The organism is Thermobispora bispora DSM 43833, from assembly GCF_000092645.1.
Taxonomy (GTDB): domain Bacteria; phylum Actinomycetota; class Actinomycetes; order Streptosporangiales; family Streptosporangiaceae; genus Thermobispora; species Thermobispora bispora.
On sequence record NC_014165.1, the window covers coordinates 2,410,126 to 2,435,930 of the forward strand.

The window sequence follows — 25,805 nt, forward strand, 5'->3', positions numbered from 1 at the left end:
TCCGTTGCGATGCGCCGGCTCCCGATCACTCCTCGGGCTGGGACTCCGACGTCTGCTGATCGGCGTCGGTGAACTGCTGGCCGACCGCCTGCTTGGCGAGGTCCTCACCGGAGAGCTTCGCGTTGACCGGCTGGTTGCCCTGCGAGCCGAACAGGAAGTCCTGCCCGCCGTCCGGGCGGTTCCGCGTGACGACCGGCCCCGTGGCGCCCTGGCCCGCCGGCACGGTGAACCCGGGGACGCCGCGGACGTTGATCGGCTGCTTGCGCACGTTCCGGTCACCGGTGTTCCACACCGGGATGTCGAAGTCCTCCAGGAGCGGGAAGCTCATCTCCGGGAACTCCGGGAAGCTCACGTTGGCGATCTCCGGGGCCTGCCCCGAGCCGGATCCGGGGTTCGGGTTCCCCTCCTGGACGGCGGCGTTCTCCGCCGGACCGGCCTCGGCGCCGGTCTGGGCCTCCTCAGCCGCCGGGCGCTGCGGGCCGCTGGCCTCGGCCAGGTCCTCGAGGTCCATCAGCGGACCGGCCTTCACGGGCTTGCCGAGGATCTCCAGCGTCCGGTTGGCGATGAGGTCCGGGTTGTCCGGGTGCTGCAGGGCGACCGCGGCGATCTGCTTGCCCGGCGTGAGCACCCCGGGCGCGGCGGCCGGCCCGGGATCGGCGGGCGTCCCCGGAGCCGCGGCCAGGGCCGCGGCGATGATTGCGCTGCTCAACGGCATGACATTCCCCCCGAAGGTTGCTGTCGGTTACGGACCCGACGCTATGCGCCACATTCCGGCTGATCACGTATTTCACGTTCTGTGTCGGGTCAAAGATCGGGTGTGCCCTCGTGACCCACCGCCGCCCGCGTGATCGCGGCCCGCGAGATCGCGGTCCTCGTGATCGAGGGCCTCATCACCGCGGGTCTCATCACCATGGCCCGCGGCACCGCGGCACGGCGGGGCGGCGCGCCGCGCGGGCCGGCCCGCGCGACAGGACGCCGGGCCACCGGTCGAACCCAGCCGGGCTCGATGTCGCGAGGCGGCGGGCCGCCGGTCCAGCCCGGCCGGGCTCGGGTGCCGCAGGGCGGCGGGCCACCGGTGCGGGCCCGTTCCGGCACCCCGCCTACTTCGGCAGCAGCACCTTGTCGATCAGGTAGACGGTCGCGTTGCGCGTGCTCAGCTCGCCGCAGATCACCCGCGCGCCGTTCACCTTGGCCCGCTCGGGCGATCCCTTCACGACCAGCGTGTCCCCCTGCAGGTTGGTCAGCTTGCCCCGCAGCCCGGAGCGGGGCGTGCGCCCCTGCACCATGTGGTAGCCGAGCAGGCTGCCGACCGCCCGCTGGTCCTTCATCAGCTTCTTGATCTTCCCGTCCAGGGCCTTGTCGAAGGCCTTGTCGACGGGCGCGAACAGCGTGACGTCCTCGACCGTGTCGATCTTCTCCACCAGGCCGGTCCGCTTGGCCGCCTTGGCCAGCGTGGAGAGCTCGGGGATCTTGGCGAGGGCGGTGCCGACCGGTTCCCGCTCCAGCGAGGCCGGCACCCCGGCGCAGGCGGAGCCGGACCGGGGCGCCGCGGCCGGGGCGGACGGTGCCGCGGTGGCCGTGGCCGTCACCGCGCCGGAGGCGGCCACGCCGGTTTGGGGGTGTTCGGTGCCCGTGCCGCCGCAAGCCGTGGCGAGCCACGCCGCCGCGGCAGCGGGGAGGGCGAGTAGCCGGGTGTTCATGACGTCGTGCTCCCTCGTCGGGTCGCTGCTCGCCGGCGTGGCCGGGATGGTCACCGGAGTGCGCCCGGCCGCCGCGGTGGCGGCACGGCACGGTGGACGATCAGCGACGGGTCACATTTCGTACCTGCGGATGCGGCTTCGCATGGACGGTGCGGCGGGCGCTCCGGTCGCGGGCCGCGCAGGGCCCGCGCGGGCTCGCTCACCGTGGGCGGGCCGGCGCGCCGCGCCGGTGCCGGGCGCCGCGTCCCCGCCCATCGGTGCGGTGCCGTACGGGGTGCCGCACGGCCGCCGCCGTACGGCACCGCCCACCGGGAAGCGGCCGCGCCGCCGGCGGTGGGTCAGCGGTGGAACCGGCTGCCCTTGCGGCCGGCCTTGCCGGAGAACGAAGGCGTTCCCTTCGCAATCTGGATCTGGCGGCCCGTCAACTGCGGAAGGGTGAAGCTCTGCCCGCCGGTGCCGATCTTGTCGAGCGGCGGGTGGATGAAGACGTCGCCGGTCTCCGGGTCGACGATCGTGCCGGGCGGCAGCGACTTCGGCCCGGTCTTGTCGACCGCGGGCAGGGTGACGAACTTCTCGTCGTCCTCGCCCTGGGCGTCGTCGTCCTTGTCCAGCGCGTCGATGTCGGGCACCACGTTCGCGGGAATGAGGGACAGGGGCGATTCGTCGGAGTCCTCGTCCCCGGCCGCCTGCTTCTCCCCCGTCTCACGCGCGACCGCGTCGTTCGCCCTGGGCAGCAGGCCCGCCTCCTGCTGCCACCAGATCGGCGGGCCCCACCAGCCGGGCTGGTAGCCCGGGGCGAATCCGGGCACACCGGTCGTGCTCTGAGCGGGCCGGGACGCGGTGGTGTCCCCCGGAGCCGGATCGGCCGGCGCGGTCACAGGTCCGGCAAGCAGGACAGCGGTGAGCATGGCCGTACTGATCATGAGACTCCCCCGATGTCGTTGACGGTATGTGCAAGACGGTAAGCGCGGTTCGCCGGATGGTCTGAGCTCCGACGATCAATGTCCGGTCAACAATGGGGATGGGCCACTTCACCCGGATAGGTCCACCGGATCCGCGCTCCCCGCACACCCTCGGCAGGCTGCCGTTCCCGCGCGCTCCCCACGCGCCCTCTGATGGGTGGCGTTCCCGCGCGCTCCCCGCGCGCCCACGGCAGGCGACCGTCTCCACGCGCTCCCGCGCCGTCAGTGGGCGGGCATTCCCCACTCGCCCTCAGTGGGCGACCGTCTCCCCGCCCTTCGCCGCGCCCGCGGTGGGCGGGCGTTCCCACGCGCTCCCCGCGCCCATGGCGGACGAGCGTTCCCGTCAGCGAGCAGGCCGGGCGGGATGGCTCCACCGTGCGCCCGGCTCCCCGGCCACCACGTCACCGGGCGCCACTCCTGCGCCGGACCACGGTGACCTCCCCCGCCGGCGGTGCCCACCCGCCACCGCGATCCCGGCGCGCCGCCCCGCACCCCCGGGACACCACCGGAGACGGGCTCGCGCGGCACCGCGGCGGGTGCCCTCGCCCGCCCCGGCGCGCGTACGGCACGCGGATGCCCGATGGGCCGGCCACCGCGGCACCGGCCCATCGGGCATCGAGGGGTGATCAGGCGCTGCGGATCCGGGCGGCGTCGTGCAGGCCGAGGATCTCGATGGCCTGCTCCCGCATCTCCACCTTGCGGATCTTCCCGGTGACCGTCATGGGGAAGGAGTCCACGACGTGCACGTACCGGGGGATCTTGTAGTGGGCGAGGCGGCCCGCGCAGAACTCCCTGAGCCGCTCGGCCGTGAGCGGCTCGGCGCCCGGGCGCATGATGATCCAGGCCATGAGCTCCTCGCCGTACTTCTCATCGGGCACGCCGATCACCTGCACGTCGGCGATGTCCGGGTGCGTGTAGAGGAACTCCTCGATCTCGCGCGGGTAGATGTTCTCGCCGCCCCGGATCACCATGTCCTTGATCCGGCCGACGATGTTGACGTACCCCTCCTCGTCCATGGTCGCCAGGTCGCCGGTGTGCATCCACCGGGCGCGGTCGATCGCCTCGGCCGTGGCCTCGGGCTGCTCCCAGTAGCCGAGCATCACCGAGTAGCCGCGGGTGCACAGCTCACCGACCTGGCCGCGGGGCACGGTCCGGCCCGTCTCCGGGTCGACGATCTTCACCTCGATGTGCGGCATGACGCGGCCGACCGTCTCGGTACGGCGGGCCAGCCCATCGGTCCGCCGGGTCATCGTCGACACCGGCGAGGTCTCGGTCATGCCGTAGCAGATCGCCACCTCGGACATGTGCATGTCGGCGACCACGCGCTTCATCACCTCGACCGGGCAGGGCGATCCGGCCATGATCCCGGTGCGCAGGCTCGACAGGTCGAAGGACGCGAACTCCGGGTGGCCGAGCTCCGCGATGAACATGGTGGGCACGCCGTACAGGGACGTGCACCGCTCCCGCTCGACGGCGCGGAGCGTCGCCTCGGGGTCGAAGCCGGGCGCGGGGAGCACGACGCACGACCCGTGGGAGGCGGCGGCGAGGTTGCCCATGACCATGCCGAAGCAGTGGTAGAGCGGCACCGGCAGGCAGATCCGGTCCTGCTCGGTGTACCCGAGCAGCTCGCCCACGAAGAACCCGTTGTTGAGGATGTTGTGGTGCGAGAGGGTGGCGCCCTTGGGGAAGCCGGTGGTGCCCGACGTGTACTGGATGTTGATCGGGTCGTCGAAGGTCAGGGTGGCCGCCCGCTCCCGCAGCGCGGCCGCATCCAGGCTCCGCCCGTCCTCGATGAGCCGCTCCCAGCTCGGCTCGCCGATGTACACCACGTCGCGGAACCCGATCTGCTCGATCATCGCCCGGTAGTCGCTGGTGCGGTAGGCGACCGCGCTGATCAGCAGCCGCATGCCCGACTGCCGCACCACGTACTCGAGCTCATGGGCGCGGTAGGCGGGGTTGACGTTGACGAGGATCGCGCCGATCTTCGCGGTGGCGTACTGGACGAACACCCACTCCGCGCAGTTGGGCGACCAGATGCCCACCCGGTCGCCCTTCTTGATCCCGCGGGCCAGCAACCCGAGCGCCACCTCGTTCACCGCGGCGTCGAGCTCCGCGTACGTCCAGCGGCGCCCGGTCGCCGCCTCCACCAAGGCCTCGCGGGCGCCGAACCGCGCCACCGTGCGTTCGAAGTTCTCCCCGATCGTCTCACCGAGCAGGGGGACGTCGGAGACACCGGAGGAGTACGACAGCAACTCGGCCATGCCCGCAGTCTCCGGGCGGGTGCCGAGGCCGGCCACCCCCGTTCGGGGGTGGTTAACAGCAGGCAAAATGCGTGCCAATCTGTCCCTATGCCGGACACCCGCCCACCGGTCGCGACCGCGCAGCACGAGCGCGAGGTGGTGCGCGCCGCCCTGCGGAGGGTGGGGCTGGCGACCGGGCTCCCCGTCCTGTTCGGCGGGACGATCGGGCAGCGGGGCGTGCGGCTCACCGAGCTGCTGGGCACCCTCACCCCGCACCTGCACGGCCTGGTCATCCGCCCCGGGGCCGGGCTCGGCGGCCGGGTGATCGTCACCACGCGCCCGGGCAGCGTGGAGGACTACCTCGCCGATCCCCGGATCACCCACGAGTACGACGGGCCGGTGAGCGCCGAAGGGCTGCGGGCGATCGGGGCGGTGCCGGTCGTCGTGGACGGCTCGGTCGCCGCGCTCATGTACGGCGGCACGCGCGAGCCGGTGCCGCTCGGCACCCGGGTGCTGGACGCCATGGCCCAGGCCGCGGCCCGCGCCGGGATCGAGCTCACGGTACGGCGGGAGGTCGAGCGCCGGATGGCCGAGCTCGAGACGGCGGCGGTGATCCGCGCGGCGCGGGAGGCGCCGGCCGCCCCGGAGTGGGAGGAGATCCGGCAGGCCCACGCCGAGCTGCGGTCGATCGCCCGGGAGATCACCGACCCGGCCCTGCGCCGGCGCATCGACGAGGTCTGCGCCCGGCTGACACGCCCGGGCGGCCGGCCCGCCCGCCCGAACCCGCTCTCCCCGCGGGAGCTCGACGTGCTCGCCCTGGTCGCCGTGGGCTGCGGCAACGCCGAGGCGGCGCGCCGGCTCGGCATCGGGCCGGAGACGGTGAAGAGCTACCTCCGCAACGCCATGCGCAAGCTCGGCACGCACAGCAGGATGGAGACCGTGGTCGCCGCCCGGCGCGCCGGCTTCCTCCCGTAGCGCGAACCGGGATGTCCCGCGGCGGGTGCCTCACCGCCGCGGGTGCCGGAGTGGCCCTCCGGCGGCCGGGCCGCAGGCCGGCGGATGCGCACGCCCGGCGGCGGTGGCGGCCGGCGGCGATCGGCATGCGCACGCGCCGCCCACGAGAGTGGGCCGCCCGGCGCCTTGGAACCGCCGCTCCAGCCGGGCGCTTCACAGCGGGGGCAGCGGGGCCGGAGGAGCGGGCCGGGAGGCCCTCACACCCGGGCGAGGCCGGAGACGGGCCGAGCGCTCACACCCGGGCGGTGCCGGAGGCCCGGAAGCGCCGGACCAGCTCGACCCGGGAGCCGATGCCGAGCTTGGCGAAGATGTTCCGCACGTGGTAGTCGACCGTGCGCGGGCTGATGAACAGCCGGGCCGCCACCTCGCGGTTGGTCGCCCCCTCCGCGATGAACCGGGCGATCTGGAGCTGCTGCGCGGTGAGGGCGCCGGTCTCCTCGCCCTCCGGATCGGTGACCGTCTCCCCGGCGGCCCGCAGCTCGCCGCGCGCCCGCTCGGCCCACCGGGTGGCACCCAGCCGTTCGAAGATCTCCAGCGCCTCGCGCGTGTACCGCCTGGCCTGGGCCCGCCGGCGCTGCCGGCGCAGGTGGGCGCCGTACAGCAGGGCGGTGCGGGCCCGTTCGAAGTCCCGCGCGCTGACCGCGTGCAGCTCGAGCGCGCGCCGGTAGTGCCCGTCGGCGGCCGCGGGGTCGGCGAGCAGCGCGCGGCACCGCTCCACCAAGGCGAGCGCCCAGGCGGACTGCACGGCCTCCGCCCAGGAGCGGAACATCGCCAGGGCCCGGGCGGCCCGGTCGTGGTCGCCGCTGCGCACCGCCGCCTCCACGTAGTGCGGGGCCGACAGCACGGTGATCACCGGGTGGCCGTGCCCGGGGCCGGCCTCCGCCATCCGGGTGAGCCGGTCGGCCGCCTCGCCGTACCGGCCCAGCGAGAGATCGCTGAACGCGAGGGCCCAGGTCGCGACGGCGGAGACCAGCCCGAGGTCGTGCTCCCTGGCCCGGGCCAGCGCCTCCTGGGCGCGCTCCCGGCAGGTGCGCACGTCGCCTTCGATCGCCGCGTGCAGGGCGAGCAGCGCCCGCAGGTGGCCGGCGCAGTTGAGCTGCCCGGTCTGGGTGGCGAGCCGCAGGCCCTCCAGCGCGTTCGCCCTGGCGATGGCGAGCCGGCCGGTCCACAGCTCGCTGTGCACGAGCAGCTCGATGGCCTGCGGCACCTTGGTGACCGCGCCGCGGGCCCGGGCGATGTCGACGGCGCGCGCGGGGAGGGCGTGGGCGATCGTGTCGTCGCCGACCATCAAGGCGGCGGTCGCCGCCCACCGGAGCAGGTCCGGGTCGTCGATCCGCCCGGCGATCTCCAGGACCGTGCGGAACTGGCGGATCGACGCCGCGATCTCCCCCTCGGCGGCGTGGGCCATGCCGGCGAAGTACGCGCGGATGAGGGCGGCCCGCTCCCCCGGGACCGGGCCGAGCCGCCCGATCCGCGCCGCGGCGGCGGTGAACCGGAGCTGGTCGCCCGCGTAGAAGGCCGCCTCGGCCGCGGCGGTCAGGGCGTGCAGCGCCTCCTCCGGGCCGAGCCGGTCGGCCGCGGACACCAGGGACTGGTAGGCGTCCCGCGCCACCCCGCCGCGCAGGCCGATCATGCCGCGGAGCAGGTCGATCTCGCCGAGCGTGCCGGCCCGGCCGCCCGCCTCCGCGGCGCGCCGGGCCTGGTCGAGGAGGCCGACGGCGGCGTCGGCGTGCCCGCCGAGCCACCGGTCCCAGGCGGCGCGGACGAGGCGGCGCGCCCGCACCCCGTCGTCCGGGGTGAGCTCGGCCGCGCGTTCCATGGCGGCGGCCGCGGCCGTGTACCCGCTGCGGACCCGGGCCCGGCCGGCGCTCCGCTCCAGCTCGTCGGCGAGCCCGGCGTCGGGGTGGAGCGCGGCGGCCGCCCGGTGCCAGGCGCGCCGGTCGTCCCGGGCCGCGACCTCGCCGAGCACCTGGTGGGCCCACCGGCGGCGGGCGAGCCCCGCGCCCTGGTACACGGCGGAGCGGATGAGCGGGTGGCGGAAGCGCACCCGCGTCTCCGACACCCGGATCAGCCCGGCGGCCTCGGCCGCCTCGAGCGCGGACGCGTCGATCCCGGCGTGGGAGGCGGCCCGGAGCAGGGTGACGGCGTCGATCTCGTCGTCGGCCGCGGCGAGGAGCAGCAGCCGCTGAGCGGCCACCGGGAGCGCGGACACCCGCTCGAGGTACGCGCGCTCCAGGGCCGGGCCGACCGGCAGCGGGCGCGGCAGCGGGGCCCGGCCGGCGAGCTGGGCGGCGGAGAGCCGTTCGGCGATCTCCAGCAGGGCGAGCGGGTTCCCGCCGGTGTGGGTGATCAGCCGGTCGAGCACCGGTCCGGCGACCGGGCCGCCGGACCGGGCCCGGATGAGCTGTTCGCAGGCGGCGGGCTCCAGCCCGCCGATGGTCATGACCGGCGCCCAGGAGAACGGCTCGGGCGGCTCCGGCCGGGTGGCGGCGAGCAGGGCGATGCCCTCCGCTTGGAACCGCGCGGCGGCGAACGCGAGCGCGTCGAGCGACGGGGCGTCGAGCCAGTGGGCGTCGTCCACCACGACGAGCACCGGCCTCTTCTCGGCCAGCTCCGACAGGAGGCCGAGCACGGCCACGGAGACGAGGAACCGGTCGGGGGCCGGGCCGTCCTCCTGGCCCAGCGCGGCGCGGATCGCCGTGCGCTGCGGCGCGGGGAGCCCGCCGATGAGCTCGGTGACCGGGCGGAGCAGCCGGTGCAGCCCGGCGTAGGGCAGCCGCGCCTCGGACGGCGTGCCCCGGGCGCACAGCACGGCGAAGCCGTCGGCGTGCGCCGTGACGCTGTTGAGCAGCGCGGTCTTGCCGATTCCCGGCTCGCCGACCAGCACCCGCACACCGCTTTCCGACCGTGCCGCCGCCTCGATCACCGCGGTGAGCTCGGCGCATTCCTGCACACGGCCGTATAACACGGGCATTTCCGCCACATTTCGAAGTTACTTGTCAGTTAAGGCCGAGTGAATAGGCAACCGCCCACTCCCGGCCGCGCCCCGGGCCGGCCGGGAAGTGCGGCAGCCCAATCGGATCCTCCGTATTGCGCCCGGTCGCGCGCCGCATGAGAAGACCGGCGATTTCACCGGTGCGCGCGCAATGCGATCGGGCCGACTCTTTCGGCGGCACCGCCAATCCCCCTGCGGGCCGTACGAAGGAGGATCCCCCATGGCACGTGCGTTACGGCGCGTCGCCGCGGCAGTGATACTCGTGGCCGCGGCGATTCTCTCCCCCTTCACCACCCCGGCGAAAGCCGCGACCCCTGACCCCGTGATTTTCGTGCACGGCTGGTCCGGCGCGGACTGGAACTGGGCCGTGATGATCGCCGACTTCCAGCGCAACGGCTGGCCCAGCAACCGGCTTTTCGCCTGGAATTACGACTGGACGCAGTCGAACGCCGTCACGGCGCAGAAGCTCGCCGCCTACGTCGACCAGGTGCGCGCGCAGACCGGTGCCGCCAAGGTGGACATCGTCACGCACTCGATGGGCGGGCTGTCCTCGCGGTACTACCTGAAGTTCCTCGGCGGCACCGCGTACGTCGACGACTGGGTGTCGATCGGCGGCCCGAACCACGGCACCAACGCCTCGTACCTGTGCAACCTGCTGATGGTCTCGTGCGCGGAGATGAACTACAACTCCGCGTTCCTCACCCAGCTCAACGCGGGCGACGAGACCCCCGGGCCGGTCAACTACGGCACGTTCTGGTCGAACTGCGACGAGATCATCAACCCTGACTCGAGCGTGCTGCTCGACGGCGCGGTCAACACCTACGTCGGCTGCATCGGCCACATCTCGATGCTGGCCTCGCCGTCGGTCGCGCAGAAGGTCCGCAACTTCATCCGCTGACCTTCGGCCGATCCGCCTGTCACCCGGCCGCCTTCCACTACCGTCGCCACACCACCACGCGGCCGTCCGCGCGCCCTCACCGGCCCGCTCGCCGGTGAGGGCGCCGCCGTGCCGTACGGCACCGCCCAGGGCCGGCCCGGCGCGGCGGGCGGGCGCCATGAGCGGGCCGTCCATGCGGCCCCACGGCCAGGCCGGGCGGCGCGGCGAGCGCGCCAGGTGCCCGGGCATCGCCGGGCCGGCGGCGACCCGGCGGACGCTCGTCTCCCGGGCGCATTCCCAGATCCGCCGCGCGGTGCCGTCGCGGCTCCCCGTACGGCGGAGCGGAGGTCAGGCGGCGCGCAGGCCCTTGAGGGCCGGGGCGAGCCGGGCGAGCTCACTGAGCATCGCGTCGGCCGCCTGGTTCATCACGTCGTTGGGCCGCAACCGGCCGTCGTCGCCGAGGTACCGGTTCACGTACGGGATGGTCACCGCCTCGGCCACCGGCATCATCTTCAGCCCGGTGACGACCTGCTTGAGCATCTGCACCGCCCGGGTGCCGGCGGAGACGCCGCCGTAGCTGGCGAACCCGACCGGCTTGTACAGCCACTCCTGGTGCAGGTAGTCGATCGCGTTCTTCAGCACCGCGCTGAAGCCGTGGTTGTACTCGGGTGTGACGAAGACGAACGCGTCGGCCCGCTCGACGGTCGCGCTCCACTCCTTGGTGTGCGGGTGGACGTACTGCCGGAGCCGCGGGTGATTGGGCTCGTCCAGGAACGGCAGGTTCACCTCGGCGAGGTCGATCAGCTCCACCTGGAACGCCCCGTGGGCGACCGCCCGGTCACGCAGCCACCGGGCCACGGGCAGCGCCACCCGGCCGGGCCGCGTGCTTCCGATGATGATCTGCAGCGTTGGTTGCCCCAACGTCTCCCCCCACGAACACAAGCTGTGACTTGCTCAACAAAGCATAGCGACTAAGAATTCCGTAGTAGGAAGCGCGTGGGACCCACGCCCCTGAGCGGATCGGACGGTCGACGGAACATGTGCGAAGCGCGCCGCTGCTCGAAGTTCCACCAGGCGGTCGAGCTCATCGGCGCCCGCTGGTCGGGCGCGATCATCCACGCCATCTTCACCGGGCGGCATCGCTACGCCGAGCTCAAGGCGGCCATCGCCGGGGTGAGCGACACCATGCTCAGCCAGCGGCTGCGCCGGCTCGAGGGCGAGGGGATCATCGAGCGGCGGGTCATCCCCAGCACCCCCGTGCAGGTGGAGTACCACCTCACCGACAAAGGGAAGGAGCTGGAGCCGGTCATCGAGGCCCTGACCGCGTGGGCCGAGAAGTGGATCACCCTGGAGGAGCCCGGCGGCGGGCGGCAGGGCGAGGCCGCCCCGGCGCGGCCCGGCGACGCGGATCCCGGCTCCGCCCGCTGAGGACGGCCCGGCACCACCGCCGCGGCAACGCGCCTCGGCCGCACCGGCGCACTCAGCCGCACCGGCGCGCCTCGGCCGGTCATCCGGCCGGCCGTACGGCACGCCCGGGGGCGGCCGGTCACCCCGGTCCGGCTCAGCGGCCGGACCACTCCCGGAGGATCTCGTCGATATCGCTGGCCGTCTGCCCGATGGGGTTCACCCCGCCGCCGGCGGTGCGGGAGAACCGGGGCGCCACGCCCGCCTGGGTGACCCCGTCCACCGTCACCACCGAGCCCCGGGCGGCGATGTGCGGGTGGCGCGGCACCTCGGCGAGGCTCAGCACCGGGGTGACGCAGGCGTCGCTGTCCGCGAAGAGCTCCGCCCAGTGGTCGCGCGGGTGCTCCCCGAACCGCCGCTCGAAGATCTCGTGGAGCTTGGGCCACTGGGACGGGTCGTTCCGGTCGGGCAGCGTGGCGAGGTCGAGCCCGAGCTTCTCCACCATCTCGGCGTAGAACTGCGGCTCGATGCACCCGACCGCGACGAAGCCGCCGTCGGCGCACCGGTAGGTGCGGTAGTACGGCGCCCCGCCGTCGAGGAGGTTGCTCGCGCGCCGGTCCCGCCAGAGCCCGGCGCTGTACATGCCCCAGGCCATCTGCATGAGCGAGCTGACCCCGTCGACCATGGCGATGTCGACGACCTGGCCCTCGCCGGAGCGCTCCCGCTCCAGCAGCGCGGCGAGGATGCCGACCACCGCGAGCATGGAGCCGCCGCCGAAGTCGGCGACCAGGTTGAGCGGCGGGATCGGCCGCTCGGCCTCACCGATCGCGTGCAGGGCGCCGGTGAGCGAGATGTAGTTGATGTCGTGCCCGGCCCGCTGGGCGAGCGGACCGGTCTGCCCCCAGCCGGTCACCCGGGCGTAGACGAGGCGCTTGTTCCGGGCGGTGCACTCCTCCGGTCCCAGGCCGAGCCGCTCGGTCACCCCGGGGCGGAACCCCTCGAGCAGGACGTCGGCCCGGGCGATGAGGTCGAGGACCTTGGCCTTCCCCTCCGGCTGCTTGAGGTCGACGACGACCGTGCGCCGGCCCCGGGTGGCCGGGTCGCGCATGGCTCCGGGGATCCCGGCGGCGCCGGGACGCTCCACGCGCACGACGTCCGCCCCCAGGTCCGCGAGGATCATCGCCGCGTGCGGGCCGGGGCCGATGCCCGCGAGCTCCACCACACGCGTTCCGGTCAAGGGTGACGCCACTTGCTCCTCCGTGCCCGTTCCACCCGCCCGCCCGGGCGGCGAGGCTTGATCGATCTCGGATGCTTAGTCACGCTATCAAACGTGATATCCCCTGACCTTTACGGAAATCTCATCAGATTGTGGAAACGCACAATCGAAACCCGGCCGCGGACTCCGGGCCGGGATCGGAAACCGTGACATCCTGAGCGGACCGGCGGTGCGCCCACCGCCACGGCGCGGGCCCGGCGCCCGCCCACCCGAGACGCCTCGCCGATCGGCCGCGGGAGCCGTACCGCGGCCGGGGAGGCGGGACCGCACAGACCGAGCCATCGAGGAGCACCATGGGCGACCTGGTCCTGATCGACCGGCCCGCACCCGGCGTCGCGGTGGTGACGCTGAACCGGCCGGCGAAGTACAACGCGCTCTCCGCCGCGCTGCTGCAGGAGCTCACCGCGGCCCTGGAGCGGCTCGCCGGCGAGCCGGAGCTGCGCGCGCTGGTCCTCACCGGGGCCGGCCCCGCCTTCTGCGCCGGGCTCGACCTCCGCGAGCTGGAGGCGGGCGTCAAGATCGCCGGCCCGGAGAGCATCCGGCCGCTGCAGAACTTCCCCGTGCCCGTGATCGGCGCGATCAACGGGGTGGCGGTGACCGGAGGCCTCGAGCTCGCCCTCGCCTGCGACTTCCGGGTGGCGAGCGAGCGCGCCCGGTTCGCCGACACCCACGCCCGGGTGGGCATCGTCCCCGCCTGGGGGATGACCGCCCGGCTCAGCCAGGCGGTGGGCCAGGCCTGGGCGCGGCAGATGAGCTTCACCGGGGACTTCGTCGACGCCGCGCTCGCGCTGCGCATCGGCCTGGTCAACGAGGTCGTGCCGCACGACCGGCTGCTCCCCCGGGCCGTGGAGCTCGCGCAGAGCATCGCGACCACGGTGCCGGAGACCCTGCGCCGGATCCGCGAGATCTACGACATCATCCGGGACGGCACGGGCGCGGACGGGATCCGGGCCGAGCTGGAGACCGCCGGGCAGGGCCTCGCGCTCGCCGACCCCGCCGGGCTCGCCGAGCGCCGGCGCGCCCTCATGGACCGCGGCCGGGCGCAGACCCGGTGACACCCCGGGGCTCGCGCCGCTCCCCGGCCGTGCCCGCCTTGACGGAACAAAGTTCTGTATGCCCATGATCTGTGCGAGCCGCCGTACGCGCCCGCTCGCACGCCCCGGCCGGTGCGGCCGAGCGCGCCGGGGCACCGCAGAGCCGTCCGCGGAGGAGAGCCGTGACCCTGACCCCGGAGGAGCAGCAGATCGTCGACCTCGCCCGCGCGTTCGTGGACGAGCAGGTGCGCCCGCGGGTCCGCGAGTTCGAGCCGGACGACGTCTACCCGGCCCCGCTCATCGACCGGATGAAGGAGCTCGGGTTCTTCGGCATGCTCGTCCCGCCCGAGTACGGCGGCGCCGGCGTCAGCATGGCCTGCTTCGCCCGGGTGAGCGAGGAGCTCGCCCGCGGGTGGATGAGCCTCGCGGGCGCGATCGGCGGGCACTCGGTCATCGCCTACCTCGTCCGCGAGTACGGCACGCCGCGGCAGCGGGAGGAGCTGCTCCCCGGCATGGCCGACGGCAGCATCCGGGCCGCGATGGCGCTCACCGAGCCGGACGGCGGCAGCGACCTGCAGGCCATGCGCACCGTCGCCACCCTCACCCCCGACGGGACGGCCTACCGGGTGCGCGGGGTCAAGACGTGGATCTCCAACGCCCGGCACGCGTCGGTCATCGGCCTGCTCTGCAAGACCGACCCCCGGGCCGAACCCCGGCACAAGGGGATCAGCGTGCTGCTCGTCCACCGCGACCACGGGTACACGGTCTCCCGGAAGCTCCCCAAGCTCGGATACCGGGGCGTCGAGGCGTGCGAGGTGGTCTTCGACGACGTCACCGTGCCCGCGGACGCCGTGCTCGGCGGCGAGCCCGGGCGCGGGTGGGCGCAGATGATGCGCGGGCTGGAGGTCGGCCGGGTGCAGGTGGCCGCCCGCGCGGTCGGCGTCGCCCAGGCCGCCTTCGACGACGCGCTCGCCTACGCCCGGCAGCGGGAGACGTTCGGCAAGCCCATCTGGCAGCACCAGTCGGTCGGCAACCTGCTCGCCGACATGGCCACCAAGGTCCACGCCGCCCGGCTGCTCACCCTGGACGCCGCCCACCGGATCGACCAGGGCAAGCGCGCCGACCTGGAGGCGGGCATGGCCAAGCTCTTCGCCTCCGAGGCCGCCATGCAGGTCGCCCTCGACGCGATCCGCGTGCACGGCGGCAACGGCTACTCCCGGGAGTACGACGTGGAGCGGTACTTCCGCGACGCGCCGCTGATGATCGTCGGCGAGGGCACCAACGAGATCCAGCGCCAGGTCATCACCGGGCGGCTCATCGCCCGGGCCACCGGCCGCGAGTAGGCGGACCCCGGACGCCAGGGTCCCCGGGAAGGCGCAGGCCGACAGCGGGAGGATGCCGTGACACGGGAACCGGAGCAGACCACGCGGGCCACCGGGGCCGGGCCGGCCGTACCGGCCGGGACCGCGGCGGCCCCGCTGCGGGGCATGCGGATCGTCGAGCTGTCCGCCTTCGTGGCCGCGCCGCTGTGCGGCCTCACCCTCGCCCAGCTCGGCGCCGACGTCATCCGGGTCGAGCCCATCGGCGGGCAGGTGGACCGCACCCGGTGGCCGCTCGCTGCCTCCGGCACCAGCCTCTACTGGACCGGGCTGAACAAGGGCAAGCGCGCCATCGAGGTGGACCTCCGCTCCGCCGAGGGCCGGGCCCTGGTCACCGACCTCATCACCGGTGGCGGGCCGCGCGGCGGCATCGTGGTGACCAACGCGGAGCTCCCCGGCCTGGCGTACGAGGACCTGCGCGCGCACCGGCCCGACCTCGTCTACGTGCGGCTCACCGGGCGGTGGGACGGGCGGACCGCGGTCGACTACACCGTCAGCGCCGAGACCGGCATGCCCGCGATCACCGGGCCGGCCGGGGTGGACGGGCCGGTCAACCACGTGCTCCCCGCCTGGGACGTCGCCGCCGGGCTGTACCTGGCGGTCGGGCTGCTCGCCGCCGAGCGCCACCGGCTGCTCACCGGCGAGGGCCAGCAGGTGACCGTGGCCCTGCACGACGTGGCCCTCGCCACGGTCGCCACCCTCGGGTACCTGGCCGACGCCCAGCTCGGCGGCCGGCCGCGGGCCAAGGACGGCAACCACGTCTACGGCACCTACGGCCGGGACTTCCCCACCGCGGACGGGCACCGCGTCATGCTCGTCGTCCTCACCGCGCGGCACTGGCGGGACCTGCTCGACCTCACCGGCCTCGGCGAGGCGTTCGCCGCGGTCGAGCGGGCCCTCGGCGCGGACTTCACCCGCGAGGGCGACCGGTACGCCCACCGCGCGGTGATCGACGCCCTGCTCGAGCCGTGGTTCGCCGCCCGCCCGCTCGCCGAGATCGAGGCGGAGCTGTCCGCCCGCCGCCTGCTGCACGCGCCGTACCGGACCTTCGAGGAGCTCGCCGCCGACCCCGCCGCGCTGCTCGCCGCCAACCCCGTGCTCGCCCTGCTCGACCAGCCCGGGGTCGGCCCGCACCTGGCCTCCCGCTCCCCGCTGGTGATGAACGGCGAACGCGGGGACGCCCGCCCCGCGCCGTCGGTCGGGCAGCACACGGACGAGGTGCTCACCGAGGTGCTCGGCCGCTCCCCCGAGCACGTCGCCGCGCTGCGGGAGAAAGGGGTGGTCGGCCGGAACCGGCCCGCTTCGAAGGAGGACTGACATGGGTCGCCTTGCCCAGACCGATGGCCTCACCGACGTCCAGCGGGAGATCCTCGCCACGGTCCGGACCTTCGTCGACAAGGAGGTCATCCCGGTCGCCACCGAGCTGGAGCACCGGGACGAGTACCCCACGGAGATCGTCGAGCGGCTGAAGGAGATGGGCCTGTTCGGCCTGATGATCCCCCAGGAGTACGGCGGGCTCGGCGAGTCCCTGCTCACCTACGCCCTGGTGGTGGAGGAGCTCTCCCGGGGCTGGATGAGCATCTCCGGGATCATCAACACCCACTTCATCGTCGCCTACCTGATCCGGCGGCACGGCACACCGGAGCAGAAGCAGTACTTCCTGCCGCGGATGGCCGAGGGGCGGATCCGGGGCGCGTTCTCCATGTCCGAGCCGCACTGCGGCTCCGACGTCGCGGCGATCCGCACCACGGCCGTGCGGTCCGGCGACGAGTACGTGATCCACGGCCGGAAGATGTGGCTGACCAACGGCGCGTCGGCCAACCTGATCGCGCTGCTCGCCCGCACCGGCGAGGACGGCGGCAGGCCGCACGCGAACATGACCACGTTCCTGATCGAGAAGGAGCCCGGCTTCGGGGAGACCCGGCCCGGGCTCACCGTCCCCGGGAAGATCCAGAAGATGGGGTACAAGGGCGTCGACACCACCGAGCTCGTGCTCGACGGCGTCCGCGTGCCGGCCGACCGGGTGCTCGGCGGGGAGCCGGGCAAGGGCTTCTACCAGATGATGGACGGGGTCGAGGTCGGCCGGGTCAACGTGGCCGCCCGCGCCTGCGGCATGGCCCTGCGCGCCTTCGAGCTCGCCATCCGGTACGCCCAGCAGCGCGAGACCTTCGGCGAGCCGCTCCACCGGCACCAGGCGATCCGGTTCCGGCTCGCCGAGATGGCGACCAAGGTCGAGGCGGCCCACCAGATGATGGTGATGGCCGCGCGCCGCAAGGACACCGGGGAGCGGGGCGACCTCGAGGCCGGCATGGCCAAGTACCTCGCCGCCGAGTACTGCAAGGAGGTCGTGGAGGACGCCTTCCGGATCCACGGCGGGTACGGGTACTCCACGGAGTTCGAGATCGAGCGCCTCTACCGGGAGGCGCCGATGCTGCTCATCGGCGAGGGCACCTCGGAGATCCAGAAGATGATCATCGGGCGGCGGCTGCTCGGGGAGTACCGGCTGCCCGAGTGACCCGGGCCCCTGCCTACCACGCACTCGTGCCAGGCCGGGCTCGGCACGCTCGCCCGGCGGTACCAGGCACTCTCGCCGGCCGCTAGGCCACCCGGACCTTGACCTCGGAGAGCCCGCTCGCCTGGGCGACGTGCGCCGCCTCGGCCTCCAGGGCGTCCATCGGCGGGCGCTCCGCGTCGGGGAAGAGCGACACCGCGAGGGTGTCCTTGTCGAGCTCCCAGGTCCCGGCGACCCGGCCGCCCACGACGACGATCGGCGAGATCCACCCGGCCGTCCGGCTGACCTTCGCCCGGTGCTCGGCGGGCACCACCCAGGTGTCCTTGGTGCCCGGGCCGAGCACGTACTGGTCGAACGAGCCGAGGAGCCGCACGGAGGCGCTTGGCTCGCACCGGGCGAGCTCGTCGGCGTGCTCGGTGAGAACGTACCCGGTGGCGCCCTCCACATCGACCTCGGTGAGCCGGTCGCCCATGTCGGCGAACCACCGGCGCACCGTGGTCTTCCGGTGGCTGTGGCTCGCCAGCCACCCGTCGAACGTCTCCGGGGTCGCCGGGCCGTACGCGCCCAGGTAGGCGGAGATCACGATCGGGGCGGCCTCCTCCGGGTCGGGCAGGTCCCGCCAGCGCGGGCTGAGGCTCGCCGGCCGGGCGAAGGTGGCCTTGCCGCCCTGCTTCGGTCCGTGGCAGATGATCCCCTGCCAGGCGAGCGGTTTGAACAGCATGCCCCAGCTCGACCGGAGGTGCTCCTCCATGGCGGCGAACCGCCTGTCCTCCGCGAGCCGGCGGACGAGCTCGTCCCGGGTGAGCACGGCGCCGTCGAGCAGCGCGGACACGGCCTCGCCGAGTGCGTCGATCTCCTCCGGGCTCGCCCCGAAGGCGCGCTTCCACGCGGGCTTGACCCAGATGCGGGCCGCGGCGATCAGGGACAGGTAGGCCCCGGCCACCTCGGCGGGCAGCAGGTGCAGGGTGCCCCGCATCGCCCAGGTCTTCACCAGCGTGCCGTCGGCGAGCGCCCGGGTCACCGCATCGGCCTCGGGCGTGCGCTGCCGGAGCCCGACCGCCAGCTCCGCGGCGGAGGCGACCTGGGCCTGGACGCCGCAGAGCCTGCCGACGATCTCCCCGGCGCTCGCCTCACCACGCGGGTCGACGAACTGCCTGCGGAGCCGCCACGCCAGTACCTGTTCCCGCGTGATCTTCACGTTGCTTCCCCTCACCGGCTCGTGGGCGTACGAATCTGTGTTCGATTGTCACGGAGCGGGGCGCGTTCGGGAGGGGAAATCGTCGGATCGATACCGCGTTTTCAGCCGGTCGGGCGCGGGTCACGCTTCCGTGTGGCGCGGGATCCCGTCACCGCGGCCGGCACGCGCCCGCCGGTGGCGCGCCCGCCTTGTGGAGCCGGGCGAGTGCGGGACGAGGGCCCGAACCCGCCCGCCGACGGCTCCACAACACATTTGTCAACACCTCGCGAAACGTTCCCGGTCCGCCCGCCGTCCGGAGGCCGGGTGCCATAGCATCGTTCCATGCTCCGGCCGATCCGCCATGATCATCGGCGGGGAAGGTCGCCGTGAGAGGATGCCGCCGAGGCGGAAAGCAGGGGCAAAGCGATGCCTGGATTGCGATGTTTGAGCAGGTAGATGACGAATGTCAAGCTGTGCTGCGCGTTACAGGAGAGCCAGTAGGCGGAATCCTTATCCATGGGTCGCGTCGCTCGCCCACCGGTGGTGAGCGAGGCACCACCGAGCGCTGAGAGCCCCTGTGAGGGGACCCGACGACGAAAAGGTTTGGCTGAGGATGAACAGCATCACCGTCTCTGCCGAGCTAGGCCTTCGGCTTGTGGTCCCCGACCGCACCACCATCCCCCTCACCGCCAGCCTCACCTATACGGCTACCGATCCGTACGCCATCCGGATGGCCTTTCACGTGGGGAACGACGAACCGGTCGAGTGGATCTTCGCCCGTGAGCTGCTGACCATCGGGATGGTGCGGCGCGTGGGAGAGGGTGACGTGCAGGTCTGGCCGGCCCGGACCGAGGGCGAGCAGAGCTTGAACATCAGCCTGACTTCGCCGTTCGGGCAGGCACTCTTCGAGGTTCCGCTGGCACCGCTCACCGCGTTCCTGAATCGCACCTACGAGCTCGTTCCGGCCGGTCGCGAGTCGGACTTCATGGATCTCGATCAGGAGCTCAGCAACATGCTCTGGAGTTCGTAGCTCCGCGAGATCCGTCGCCTCCGCCGCTCCTCTTCTCGCCTGCTGTCCGTGGGAGCAGTCTGTCCTCTGCCGCCGGCAGTGCCTCGGCGAGGGTGGCGTCCTGCGGCACGGTGGAGGCCGATCATCCGCTACGCAGGCCCGCAGCACGCTCGACCGCCCGCGGCATGGTCACGCCGATGCGCAATCAGGCGCCGGCATCAGCCGTGCGTACGGCACGCCGCGCGGTCTCCGGCGTCCCCGCTTGCGGTGCACCCGTCTCAGTGAGCATGAGACCGAGTCGGCTCTAGTTGGGCTCGCCTCCGAGGGCCGGGCCGACGTCCGGAGGCGTCCGTGGACGACGCACCCGGGTCACCGCTCGGTCTCGATCGTCGTCAGGGAGACGTACGATCCGCCCTCCGACCGGCGAAGGCGCTGGTCAGCGGAGGTGGTCAAGATCCTGTGAAGAAGTTCCCGCTCTTGATTTCCACCTGAGCCGCAGGGTGCGGTATGGTTTCTGACGTCAGCCCCAACGGGGCAACGGGCGATTAGCTCAGCGGGAGAGCGCTTCGTTCACACCGAAGAGGTCACTGGTTCGATCCCAGTATCGCCCACCAACGAATCCGCAGGTCAAAGCCCGCACGGTCGCCTAACCCCGGGCTTTTCGCATATCCGTGCACTGTTCGTGCAGTGATCCGTCGTTGGATACCGCCGGAGCGCCGTCCTTGACCGGTCCTCTGCCTCCAGCTCTGCTGCGCTCCGCATCCGCTGGGACGACGAGCGTGGCCATCCCGTCTACGGTGACGGTCGGAGCGAGCGCCTGAGCGAGCACGGAGCGTGACCCGAAGCGGCAGTGGGTGGATGCGCTCGAGGTTGAGCGAAGCGCCGCCGATCGGCACCGCCGCGGCCGATCTCAACCACCTCGGGTAACCGTGATCATCACGATCACCAGCACGATGACGATGAGGACGCCGCCCGCGGTGATTCGTGTGCGGCGCGGCCTACGACGATAGTGGCTCCGTACCCAGGTGACCTTGCCGCTCTTCAAGCGCCTTAGATGACCCCGGACTCGCACCACACGCCAAAGGTAATTGCATTTTCATGGAGCGTTCCATAGCCGACGAAGTAATATCGGCGGAATCCATAAACGGCTGCGGAGTGAATATGACAACATGCGCCACATCCGTTACGCGGGCAACGAAATCACTGCGTTCGCGTCGCGACCGCTCCGCCCTCACACGGGATGAAAGGTGAGACAGGAGTGAAAGCGAATCGCCGTGGCTAGGACCGTCCGACGGGGTGCACGTATGGCGAGCGGTCGTGAGCGGAGTCAGCGGAATGGCGCACTTCCGGGACATCGCCGCCAATGACCTCGTCTCCCCGGGCCTTGCGGGCGCTCTTGGTCGGTCACGGCGGGTACGTCCCATACCCGGGTGGTGGCCGGCGACCAGGGTGCTTGTTACTCCAGAGGCTTACAAGAATACATTTTGGAACGTAGCAAGCACCCTTTTAGGCCATGAATTTGGGCCATGAATTCGGTGTGGCCTGAGCGAACGACCAGAAGGGATGACCAGGAATCCATAGACCGGCCCACTCTGCGACGTTCTGCGCCATGGACGGGCGGAGATCCTTGAACGACCGGGCGCCGACAGGTCCCGTGGTCACGGCCGTCGGCCATGAAGGGCGACCGTTACCAGTCCCATATCAAGCCGGTGCGACCGGCCGCCCGAGGGCCACGACCGGCTGTCCCAGAGCCGACGGCCTCGCCCAGGCCGCCCCGTCACGGGTCGGAATCGGCCGCAGAGCGCTCGGCGAAGATCTTCATGGCCTCCTTGGTGACCGGGCCGGGCGCCGACGGGAGCGGCTTGCCGTCCACCATCCGGATCGGCTGGATGTCCCGGGTGGTCGACGTCAGGAAGGCCTCCTCCGCCTCGTACAGCGCGGAGATCGGGACGTCCATCTCCTCGGCCCCGCACCATTCGAGCGTGAGCGCCCGGGTGACGCCGGCGAGGCAGCCGGAGGCGAGCGTCGGGGTGATGAGCCGGCCCTTGTGCACGAGGAAGACGTTGCTCCCCGTGCCCTCGCACAGGTTCCCGGCGAGGTTCGCGAAGATCGCCTCACCGCCGCCGCGTTCCTTGGCGTACGCGAGGGCCTTGGCGTTCTCCCCGTACGAGGTGCTCTTGACCCCGGCGAGGGCGCCGCGCTCGTTGCGCGGCCAGGGCACCACGGTGACGTCCACGGTCGGCGGGAACGGCTTCTGCTCCCCCACGATCACGATCGTGTTCGGCCCGGCCGTGCCGCGGTCCGAGCCGAGCGGCCCCGGCCCGCTCGTGTAGGTGATCCGCACCCGGGCCAGCGGCCACTTGGGCGCGCGCTCCAGACACTGCCGTACCCCATCGGCGATCGCGCCGAGGTCGGGTTCGGGCAGGCCCATCCGCTTGGCGGAGAGGGCGAGCCGGTCGAGGTGCCGGGTGAGCGCGAACGGCTGCCCGTGCACCGCCTTGACCGTTTCGAACACCCCGTCGCCGACCATGAGGCCGTGATCGAACACCGAGACCACCGCGGTGTCCGGGTCGCGGAGCTCCCCGTTGACCCAAATGGGTAACACCATCTGCCTCTCCTCCTATGGCCGCGGCTCGCTCCCCGATGCGAGCGCGGTGAGCCGGGCGGCCTTCAACTCGGTTTCCCGCCACTCCAGCCGAGGATCGGACCCCCAGGTGATCCCGGCCCCCGTACCGAAGCGGATCGTGTCCTGCTCGATCCAGAAGGTGCGGATCCCCACCGCCAGCGCGGCCTCGCGCCGGTCGGCGTCGACCCATCCCACTGCTCCACAGTACGGCCCCCGGGGCTCTGGTTCGAGCTCATCGATGATGCGCATCGCCGAGGACTTCGGCGCACCCGTGACCGAGCCCGGCGGGAAGGTGGCGGCGAACAGCTCCGGCCAGCCGGCCCCGTCGTCCAGCCGGGCCCGCACCGTGGACACGAGGTGGACCAGGCCGGGGTGCTCTTCGACGTCGAAGAGCGACGGCACGGTGACCGACCCGACCGCGGCCACCCGCCCGAGGTCGTTGCGCACCAGGTCGACGATCATCAGGTTCTCGGCGTAGTCCTTCTCGAGCAGGTCGCCGGCGGTGACCCCGGTGCCCTTGATCGGCCTGGACTCGATCACCTCACCCCGCCGGGACAGGTACAGCTCGGGCGAGGCGGAGACCACGGTCAGCCCGGGTACGGCGATCACCGCAGCGTACGGGGCCGGGTTGCCCTCGGCCAGCCGGTTCGCGAGCGCGAGCGGGTCGGCCGGCCCGGGCAGCGGCGCGGACAGGATCCGGCACAGGTTCGCCTGGTAGACCTCGCCCAGCTCGATGTAGTCCTTGATCCGCCGGACCCCTCGCTCGTAGGCGACCTGGTCGAGCGAGCTGCGCCACGCCCCGGGCTCCGGGCCGCGCCAGGGGCCCGCCGGTCCGGGCAGCGGCGCCCGCCGCACCTCCTTGAATCGGGCGCAGGTGACCTTGCCCTCGTAGCTCACCACGACCGCCCACCAGCCGGTGGTGTCCAGCGCGGCCAGATCGGTGGTGACATCGATCAGGCCGGTGGCGAGCCACCCGCCGATGTGGGCGAAGTCGGTGTGCACACCCTCATTGTCGCAACCGGCCGGCACCGAGCGAAACAGCAGGTCAGCGACCGATTCACGGCATTCCGGCCACGAGCGGGGCCGTCCGGGCGCCACCCCACCGCTCGCGCTCTGCAGCCGGCCACGCCCCGGCGCATCCACGGCCCCTGCGGGCCGGGCACCCCGCCTCGGGCGACCCGGGCACCTCGCCCACCCTCCGAACGGCGACGGCGCGTACGGCGTACGACAGCCCGGCGCGAGCCCAGGGCCGCGGCCCACACCGCCACCGCGGCACGGTGACCGGCACTCCCCCGCGTCACCCCGCCGCGGCGCCCGGCGAGGCCGGCGGGGCCGTCAGCCGCCGCGCCTCCTCCCGGAGCGGCGCCAGCAGCGCCATGGCGGCGGGCAGCGGGGCGGTCCGGGGCAGGGCGGCGTAGACCATGCGGCGCGGCGCGAGATCACCGATCGGCCGCAGGACCACGTCGGCCGGCACGGCGGGCGCGGCCATGACCGGGACCAGGGTCACGCCCAGGCCGGCCGCGACGTATCCCAGCTTGCCGATCCAGGCGGTGATGCGGATGTCGACCCGGGGCGTGAAGCCCGCCCGCGCGCAGGCCTGGCCGAGCGGGGTGATGTCGTCGGGCGGCGGGCCGGCGATCCAGCTCTCCTCCCGCAGGTCCCGCAGGTGGACGACGTCGGCACCGGCCAGCCGGTGCCCGGCGGGCAGGGCGATCAGCAGCTCGTCCTCCAGCAGCGGGACGACCTGCACGTCGTCGGCGGGGTGCGGCAGGTGCGGCCCGGCGAAGTAGTCGCTCACCACCGCGATGTCGATCGCGGCGTTCCGCAGCGCGTCGATGAGGTCCGCGCTGAACCCCTCCACCAGGCGCACGGCCACCCCCGGGTGGGTCCTCCGGAACGCCCGCAGCGCGTGCGGCACCAGCACGGCGTTGGCGGTGGCGAACGCCCCCACCCGGAGCCGCCCACCGGTGCCGGCGTGCAGGGCGGCCAGCTCCTCCCCCGCCCGGTCGAGGCGTTCCAGCACCTCACGGGCGTACCGGTGCAGCACCTCGCCGGCGGGCGTGAGCCGTACGCCGCGGGGAAGCCGCTCGAACAGCGGGCCTCCCGCCTCGGCCTCCAGCGCGGCGATGCGGCGGGAGACCGCGGACTGGGTGTAGTTGAGCTCCGCCGCGGCCGCGGTGAACGACCCGGTCCGGGCGGCGACGTCGAACAGCCGCAGCGCTTCCGTGTCGAACATCTTCCCCTGATCTATGACGAAACCGCATGGGTGACATGCAATCTAATCGCTGGTGGCATGGGAAGCGCTCCCCTAGCGTGCGGCATGTGATTGCGTTTCTCGGATTGGGGCGCATGGGCGCCCGGATGGCACAACGGCTCGTGGCCGCGGGGCGCGCGGTCACGGTGTGGAACCGGACCCCGCGCGAGATCCCCGGCGCGGCGACGGCCTCCTCCCCGGCCGAGGCCGTGGCCGGCGCGGACGTCGTGGTGACGATGCTCAGCGACCCGGACGCGGTCCTCGAGGTGGTACGGGCCGCGCTGCCGGGTCTGCGCCCGGGGACGACGCTGATCGAGATGTCCACGATCGGCCCGGACGCGGTCGTGCGGGTGCGCGCCCTGCTGCCCGCGGGCGTGGCGCTCGTGGACGCCCCCGTGCTGGGCAGCGTGCAGCCCGCGGCGGAGGGGACGCTGCAGATCCTCGCCGGCGGATCGCCGGAGGACCTGGACCGGGTCGAGGACGTGCTGGCGGTGTTCGGGCGGGTCCGCCGGGTGGGCGGCCCGGGCGCCGGCGCGGCGATGAAACTCGCCGTGATGAGCGCGCTGGTGCCGGCCCAGGTGATGCTCGCGGAGAACCTCGCCTACGCGGCGGCGCTCGGCGTCGACCGGGCGGCGTACCTCGACGTGCTGGCCACGACCCCGCTCGGCCCGCTGGTGGAGCGGCTGCGGCCGGTCGTCGAGTCGGGCCCGCCGGAGACCCGGTACGCCCTGGGACTCGCCGCCAAGGACCTGCGGCTGGCCACCGAGCACCCGGGACGGATGCAGACCATCGCCGCCGCCGCCCGGGACCGGTTGACGGCGGCGAGCGCGGCGGGCCTCGCCGACCGGGATCTCACCGCGATCATCGGCGCGGTCGGCGGCTCCGGCCCCGGCACGCCGGTGCTGAAGATCAACCCGCCCTCGGTGCCGCCCACGAACGGCCGCTACTGCCACGCGGTGCGGTACGGTGACCTGCTGTTCGTGTCCGGGCAGGTGGCGCTCGACGAGAACGGGGAGGTCGTCGGCCCGGGCGACATGACCCGGCAGTCCGAGTACGTCATGGAGAACCTCGGGCGCATCCTGGCCGATCAGGGCTCCTCGTACGACCGGATCCTGCACATCAGGACGTTCCTGACGGACATGGACCGGCTGCCGGAGTACGCGGCCGTGCGGGCCCGCCACATCCCCAAGGACCCGCCGGCGAGCACCACGGTGGAGGTGCCCCGGCTGTTCCGGCCCGGGCTGCTCATCGAGGTCGAGGTGATGGCGGCGGTCTCCTGATCATCGCTCGACGCGGGTGCCCTGATCACCCGCTCGGCGCCGGTGCCTTGATCATCCCCGAAGTGC

The 25,805-nt window shown here is 73.1% G+C and carries 20 protein-coding genes and 1 tRNA gene; 10 read left to right on the top strand and 11 right to left on the bottom strand.

Annotated elements, in window-relative coordinates:
* Positions 1 to 25: 25 nt before the first annotated feature.
* The 4 genes from TBIS_RS10310 to TBIS_RS10325 form a co-directional block, all read right to left on the bottom strand.
* Positions 26 to 709: a hypothetical protein gene (locus tag TBIS_RS10310; protein WP_148231498.1), complete on the bottom strand. Its 684-nt coding sequence runs from the start codon at positions 707 to 709 to the stop codon at positions 26 to 28.
* Positions 710 to 1,100: 391 nt separating this feature from the next.
* Positions 1,101 to 1,700: a fasciclin domain-containing protein gene (locus tag TBIS_RS10315; RefSeq protein WP_013132326.1), complete on the bottom strand. Its 600-nt coding sequence runs from the start codon at positions 1,698 to 1,700 to the stop codon at positions 1,101 to 1,103.
* A 338-nt stretch (positions 1,701 to 2,038) separates the two neighbouring features.
* Positions 2,039 to 2,608, bottom strand: coding sequence for a hypothetical protein (locus TBIS_RS10320; protein ID WP_148231499.1), 570 nt, complete (start codon positions 2,606 to 2,608; stop codon positions 2,039 to 2,041).
* A gap of 680 nt (positions 2,609 to 3,288) precedes the next feature.
* Entirely contained in the window at positions 3,289 to 4,923 is a 1,635-nt protein-coding gene (locus TBIS_RS10325; RefSeq protein ID WP_013132328.1) for an AMP-binding protein, read from the bottom strand.
* 87 nt (positions 4,924 to 5,010) lie between these two features.
* Between TBIS_RS10325 and TBIS_RS10330 the strand changes: the two genes are divergently transcribed.
* A complete protein-coding gene (locus TBIS_RS10330) occupies positions 5,011 to 5,877 on the top strand; it encodes a helix-turn-helix transcriptional regulator (protein ID WP_013132329.1) in 867 nt (288 codons plus the stop codon).
* Positions 5,878 to 6,148: 271 nt separating this feature from the next.
* On the opposite strand, the gene TBIS_RS20075 is transcribed toward TBIS_RS10330, so the two are convergent.
* Positions 6,149 to 8,890, bottom strand: coding sequence for a helix-turn-helix transcriptional regulator (locus TBIS_RS20075; protein WP_013132330.1), 2,742 nt, complete (start codon positions 8,888 to 8,890; stop codon positions 6,149 to 6,151).
* A gap of 241 nt (positions 8,891 to 9,131) precedes the next feature.
* Here TBIS_RS20075 and TBIS_RS10345 point away from each other — a divergent pair, with 241 nt between their 5' ends.
* Positions 9,132 to 9,809 (top strand): esterase/lipase family protein, encoded by a 678-nt coding sequence (locus TBIS_RS10345; protein ID WP_013132331.1) that lies wholly within the window; start codon positions 9,132 to 9,134, stop codon positions 9,807 to 9,809.
* A gap of 327 nt (positions 9,810 to 10,136) precedes the next feature.
* Here the strand turns inward: TBIS_RS10345 and TBIS_RS10350 are convergent, their stop codons facing one another.
* Positions 10,137 to 10,709, bottom strand: a complete 573-nt coding sequence (locus TBIS_RS10350) for an NADPH-dependent FMN reductase (protein ID WP_013132332.1) — start codon at positions 10,707 to 10,709, stop codon at positions 10,137 to 10,139.
* A 117-nt stretch (positions 10,710 to 10,826) separates the two neighbouring features.
* Between TBIS_RS10350 and TBIS_RS10355 the strand changes: the two genes are divergently transcribed.
* The gene (locus TBIS_RS10355; protein ID WP_050760499.1) at positions 10,827 to 11,216 is read left to right on the top strand and encodes a winged helix-turn-helix transcriptional regulator; all 390 of its coding nucleotides are present in this window, start codon (positions 10,827 to 10,829) and stop codon (positions 11,214 to 11,216) included.
* Between the two features lie 133 nt (positions 11,217 to 11,349).
* On the opposite strand, the gene TBIS_RS10360 is transcribed toward TBIS_RS10355, so the two are convergent.
* Positions 11,350 to 12,429 (bottom strand): CaiB/BaiF CoA transferase family protein, encoded by a 1,080-nt coding sequence (locus tag TBIS_RS10360; RefSeq protein WP_280938079.1) that lies wholly within the window; start codon positions 12,427 to 12,429, stop codon positions 11,350 to 11,352.
* 332 nt (positions 12,430 to 12,761) lie between these two features.
* Between TBIS_RS10360 and TBIS_RS10365 the strand changes: the two genes are divergently transcribed.
* From TBIS_RS10365 to TBIS_RS10380, 4 genes are all read left to right on the top strand, one after another.
* Positions 12,762 to 13,523, top strand: a complete 762-nt coding sequence (locus TBIS_RS10365) for an enoyl-CoA hydratase (RefSeq protein WP_013132335.1) — start codon at positions 12,762 to 12,764, stop codon at positions 13,521 to 13,523.
* A 161-nt stretch (positions 13,524 to 13,684) separates the two neighbouring features.
* A complete protein-coding gene (locus TBIS_RS10370; RefSeq protein ID WP_013132336.1) occupies positions 13,685 to 14,845 on the top strand; it encodes an acyl-CoA dehydrogenase family protein in 1,161 nt (386 codons plus the stop codon).
* 57 nt (positions 14,846 to 14,902) lie between these two features.
* Complete coding sequence (locus tag TBIS_RS10375) at positions 14,903 to 16,198, top strand: CoA transferase (protein WP_013132337.1); 1,296 nt, start codon at positions 14,903 to 14,905, stop codon at positions 16,196 to 16,198.
* A 1-nt stretch (position 16,199) separates the two neighbouring features.
* Positions 16,200 to 17,396 (top strand): acyl-CoA dehydrogenase family protein, encoded by a 1,197-nt coding sequence (locus tag TBIS_RS10380; protein ID WP_013132338.1) that lies wholly within the window; start codon positions 16,200 to 16,202, stop codon positions 17,394 to 17,396.
* Between the two features lie 82 nt (positions 17,397 to 17,478).
* On the opposite strand, the gene TBIS_RS10385 is transcribed toward TBIS_RS10380, so the two are convergent.
* Positions 17,479 to 18,591 carry a winged helix DNA-binding domain-containing protein gene (locus TBIS_RS10385; protein ID WP_013132339.1) on the bottom strand — a complete coding sequence of 371 codons (1,113 nt, stop codon included), beginning with the start codon at positions 18,589 to 18,591 and terminating at the stop codon, positions 17,479 to 17,481.
* A 592-nt stretch (positions 18,592 to 19,183) separates the two neighbouring features.
* On the opposite strand from TBIS_RS10385, the gene TBIS_RS10390 reads away from it, so the two are divergent.
* Together TBIS_RS10390 and TBIS_RS10395 are read left to right on the top strand one after the other, a co-directional pair.
* On the top strand, positions 19,184 to 19,600 hold the full coding sequence (locus TBIS_RS10390; RefSeq protein WP_013132340.1) for an SsgA family sporulation/cell division regulator: 417 nt from the start codon (positions 19,184 to 19,186) through the stop codon (positions 19,598 to 19,600).
* A gap of 518 nt (positions 19,601 to 20,118) precedes the next feature.
* Positions 20,119 to 20,193: transfer RNA gene (locus TBIS_RS10395), tRNA-Val, on the top strand.
* 1,163 nt (positions 20,194 to 21,356) lie between these two features.
* Here TBIS_RS10395 and TBIS_RS10400 read toward each other — a convergent pair.
* The 3 genes from TBIS_RS10400 to TBIS_RS10410 form a co-directional block, all read right to left on the bottom strand.
* Positions 21,357 to 22,187: an aminotransferase class IV gene (locus TBIS_RS10400; RefSeq protein WP_013132341.1), complete on the bottom strand. Its 831-nt coding sequence runs from the start codon at positions 22,185 to 22,187 to the stop codon at positions 21,357 to 21,359.
* A 12-nt stretch (positions 22,188 to 22,199) separates the two neighbouring features.
* Entirely contained in the window at positions 22,200 to 23,207 is a 1,008-nt protein-coding gene (locus tag TBIS_RS10405) for a chorismate-binding protein (protein WP_041431448.1), read from the bottom strand.
* A gap of 295 nt (positions 23,208 to 23,502) precedes the next feature.
* Complete coding sequence (locus TBIS_RS10410; RefSeq protein WP_013132343.1) at positions 23,503 to 24,441, bottom strand: LysR family transcriptional regulator; 939 nt, start codon at positions 24,439 to 24,441, stop codon at positions 23,503 to 23,505.
* Between the two features lie 35 nt (positions 24,442 to 24,476).
* On the opposite strand from TBIS_RS10410, the gene TBIS_RS10415 reads away from it, so the two are divergent.
* On the top strand, positions 24,477 to 25,739 hold the full coding sequence (locus TBIS_RS10415; RefSeq protein WP_083785339.1) for an NAD(P)-binding domain-containing protein: 1,263 nt from the start codon (positions 24,477 to 24,479) through the stop codon (positions 25,737 to 25,739).
* Positions 25,740 to 25,805: the final 66 nt, after the last annotated feature.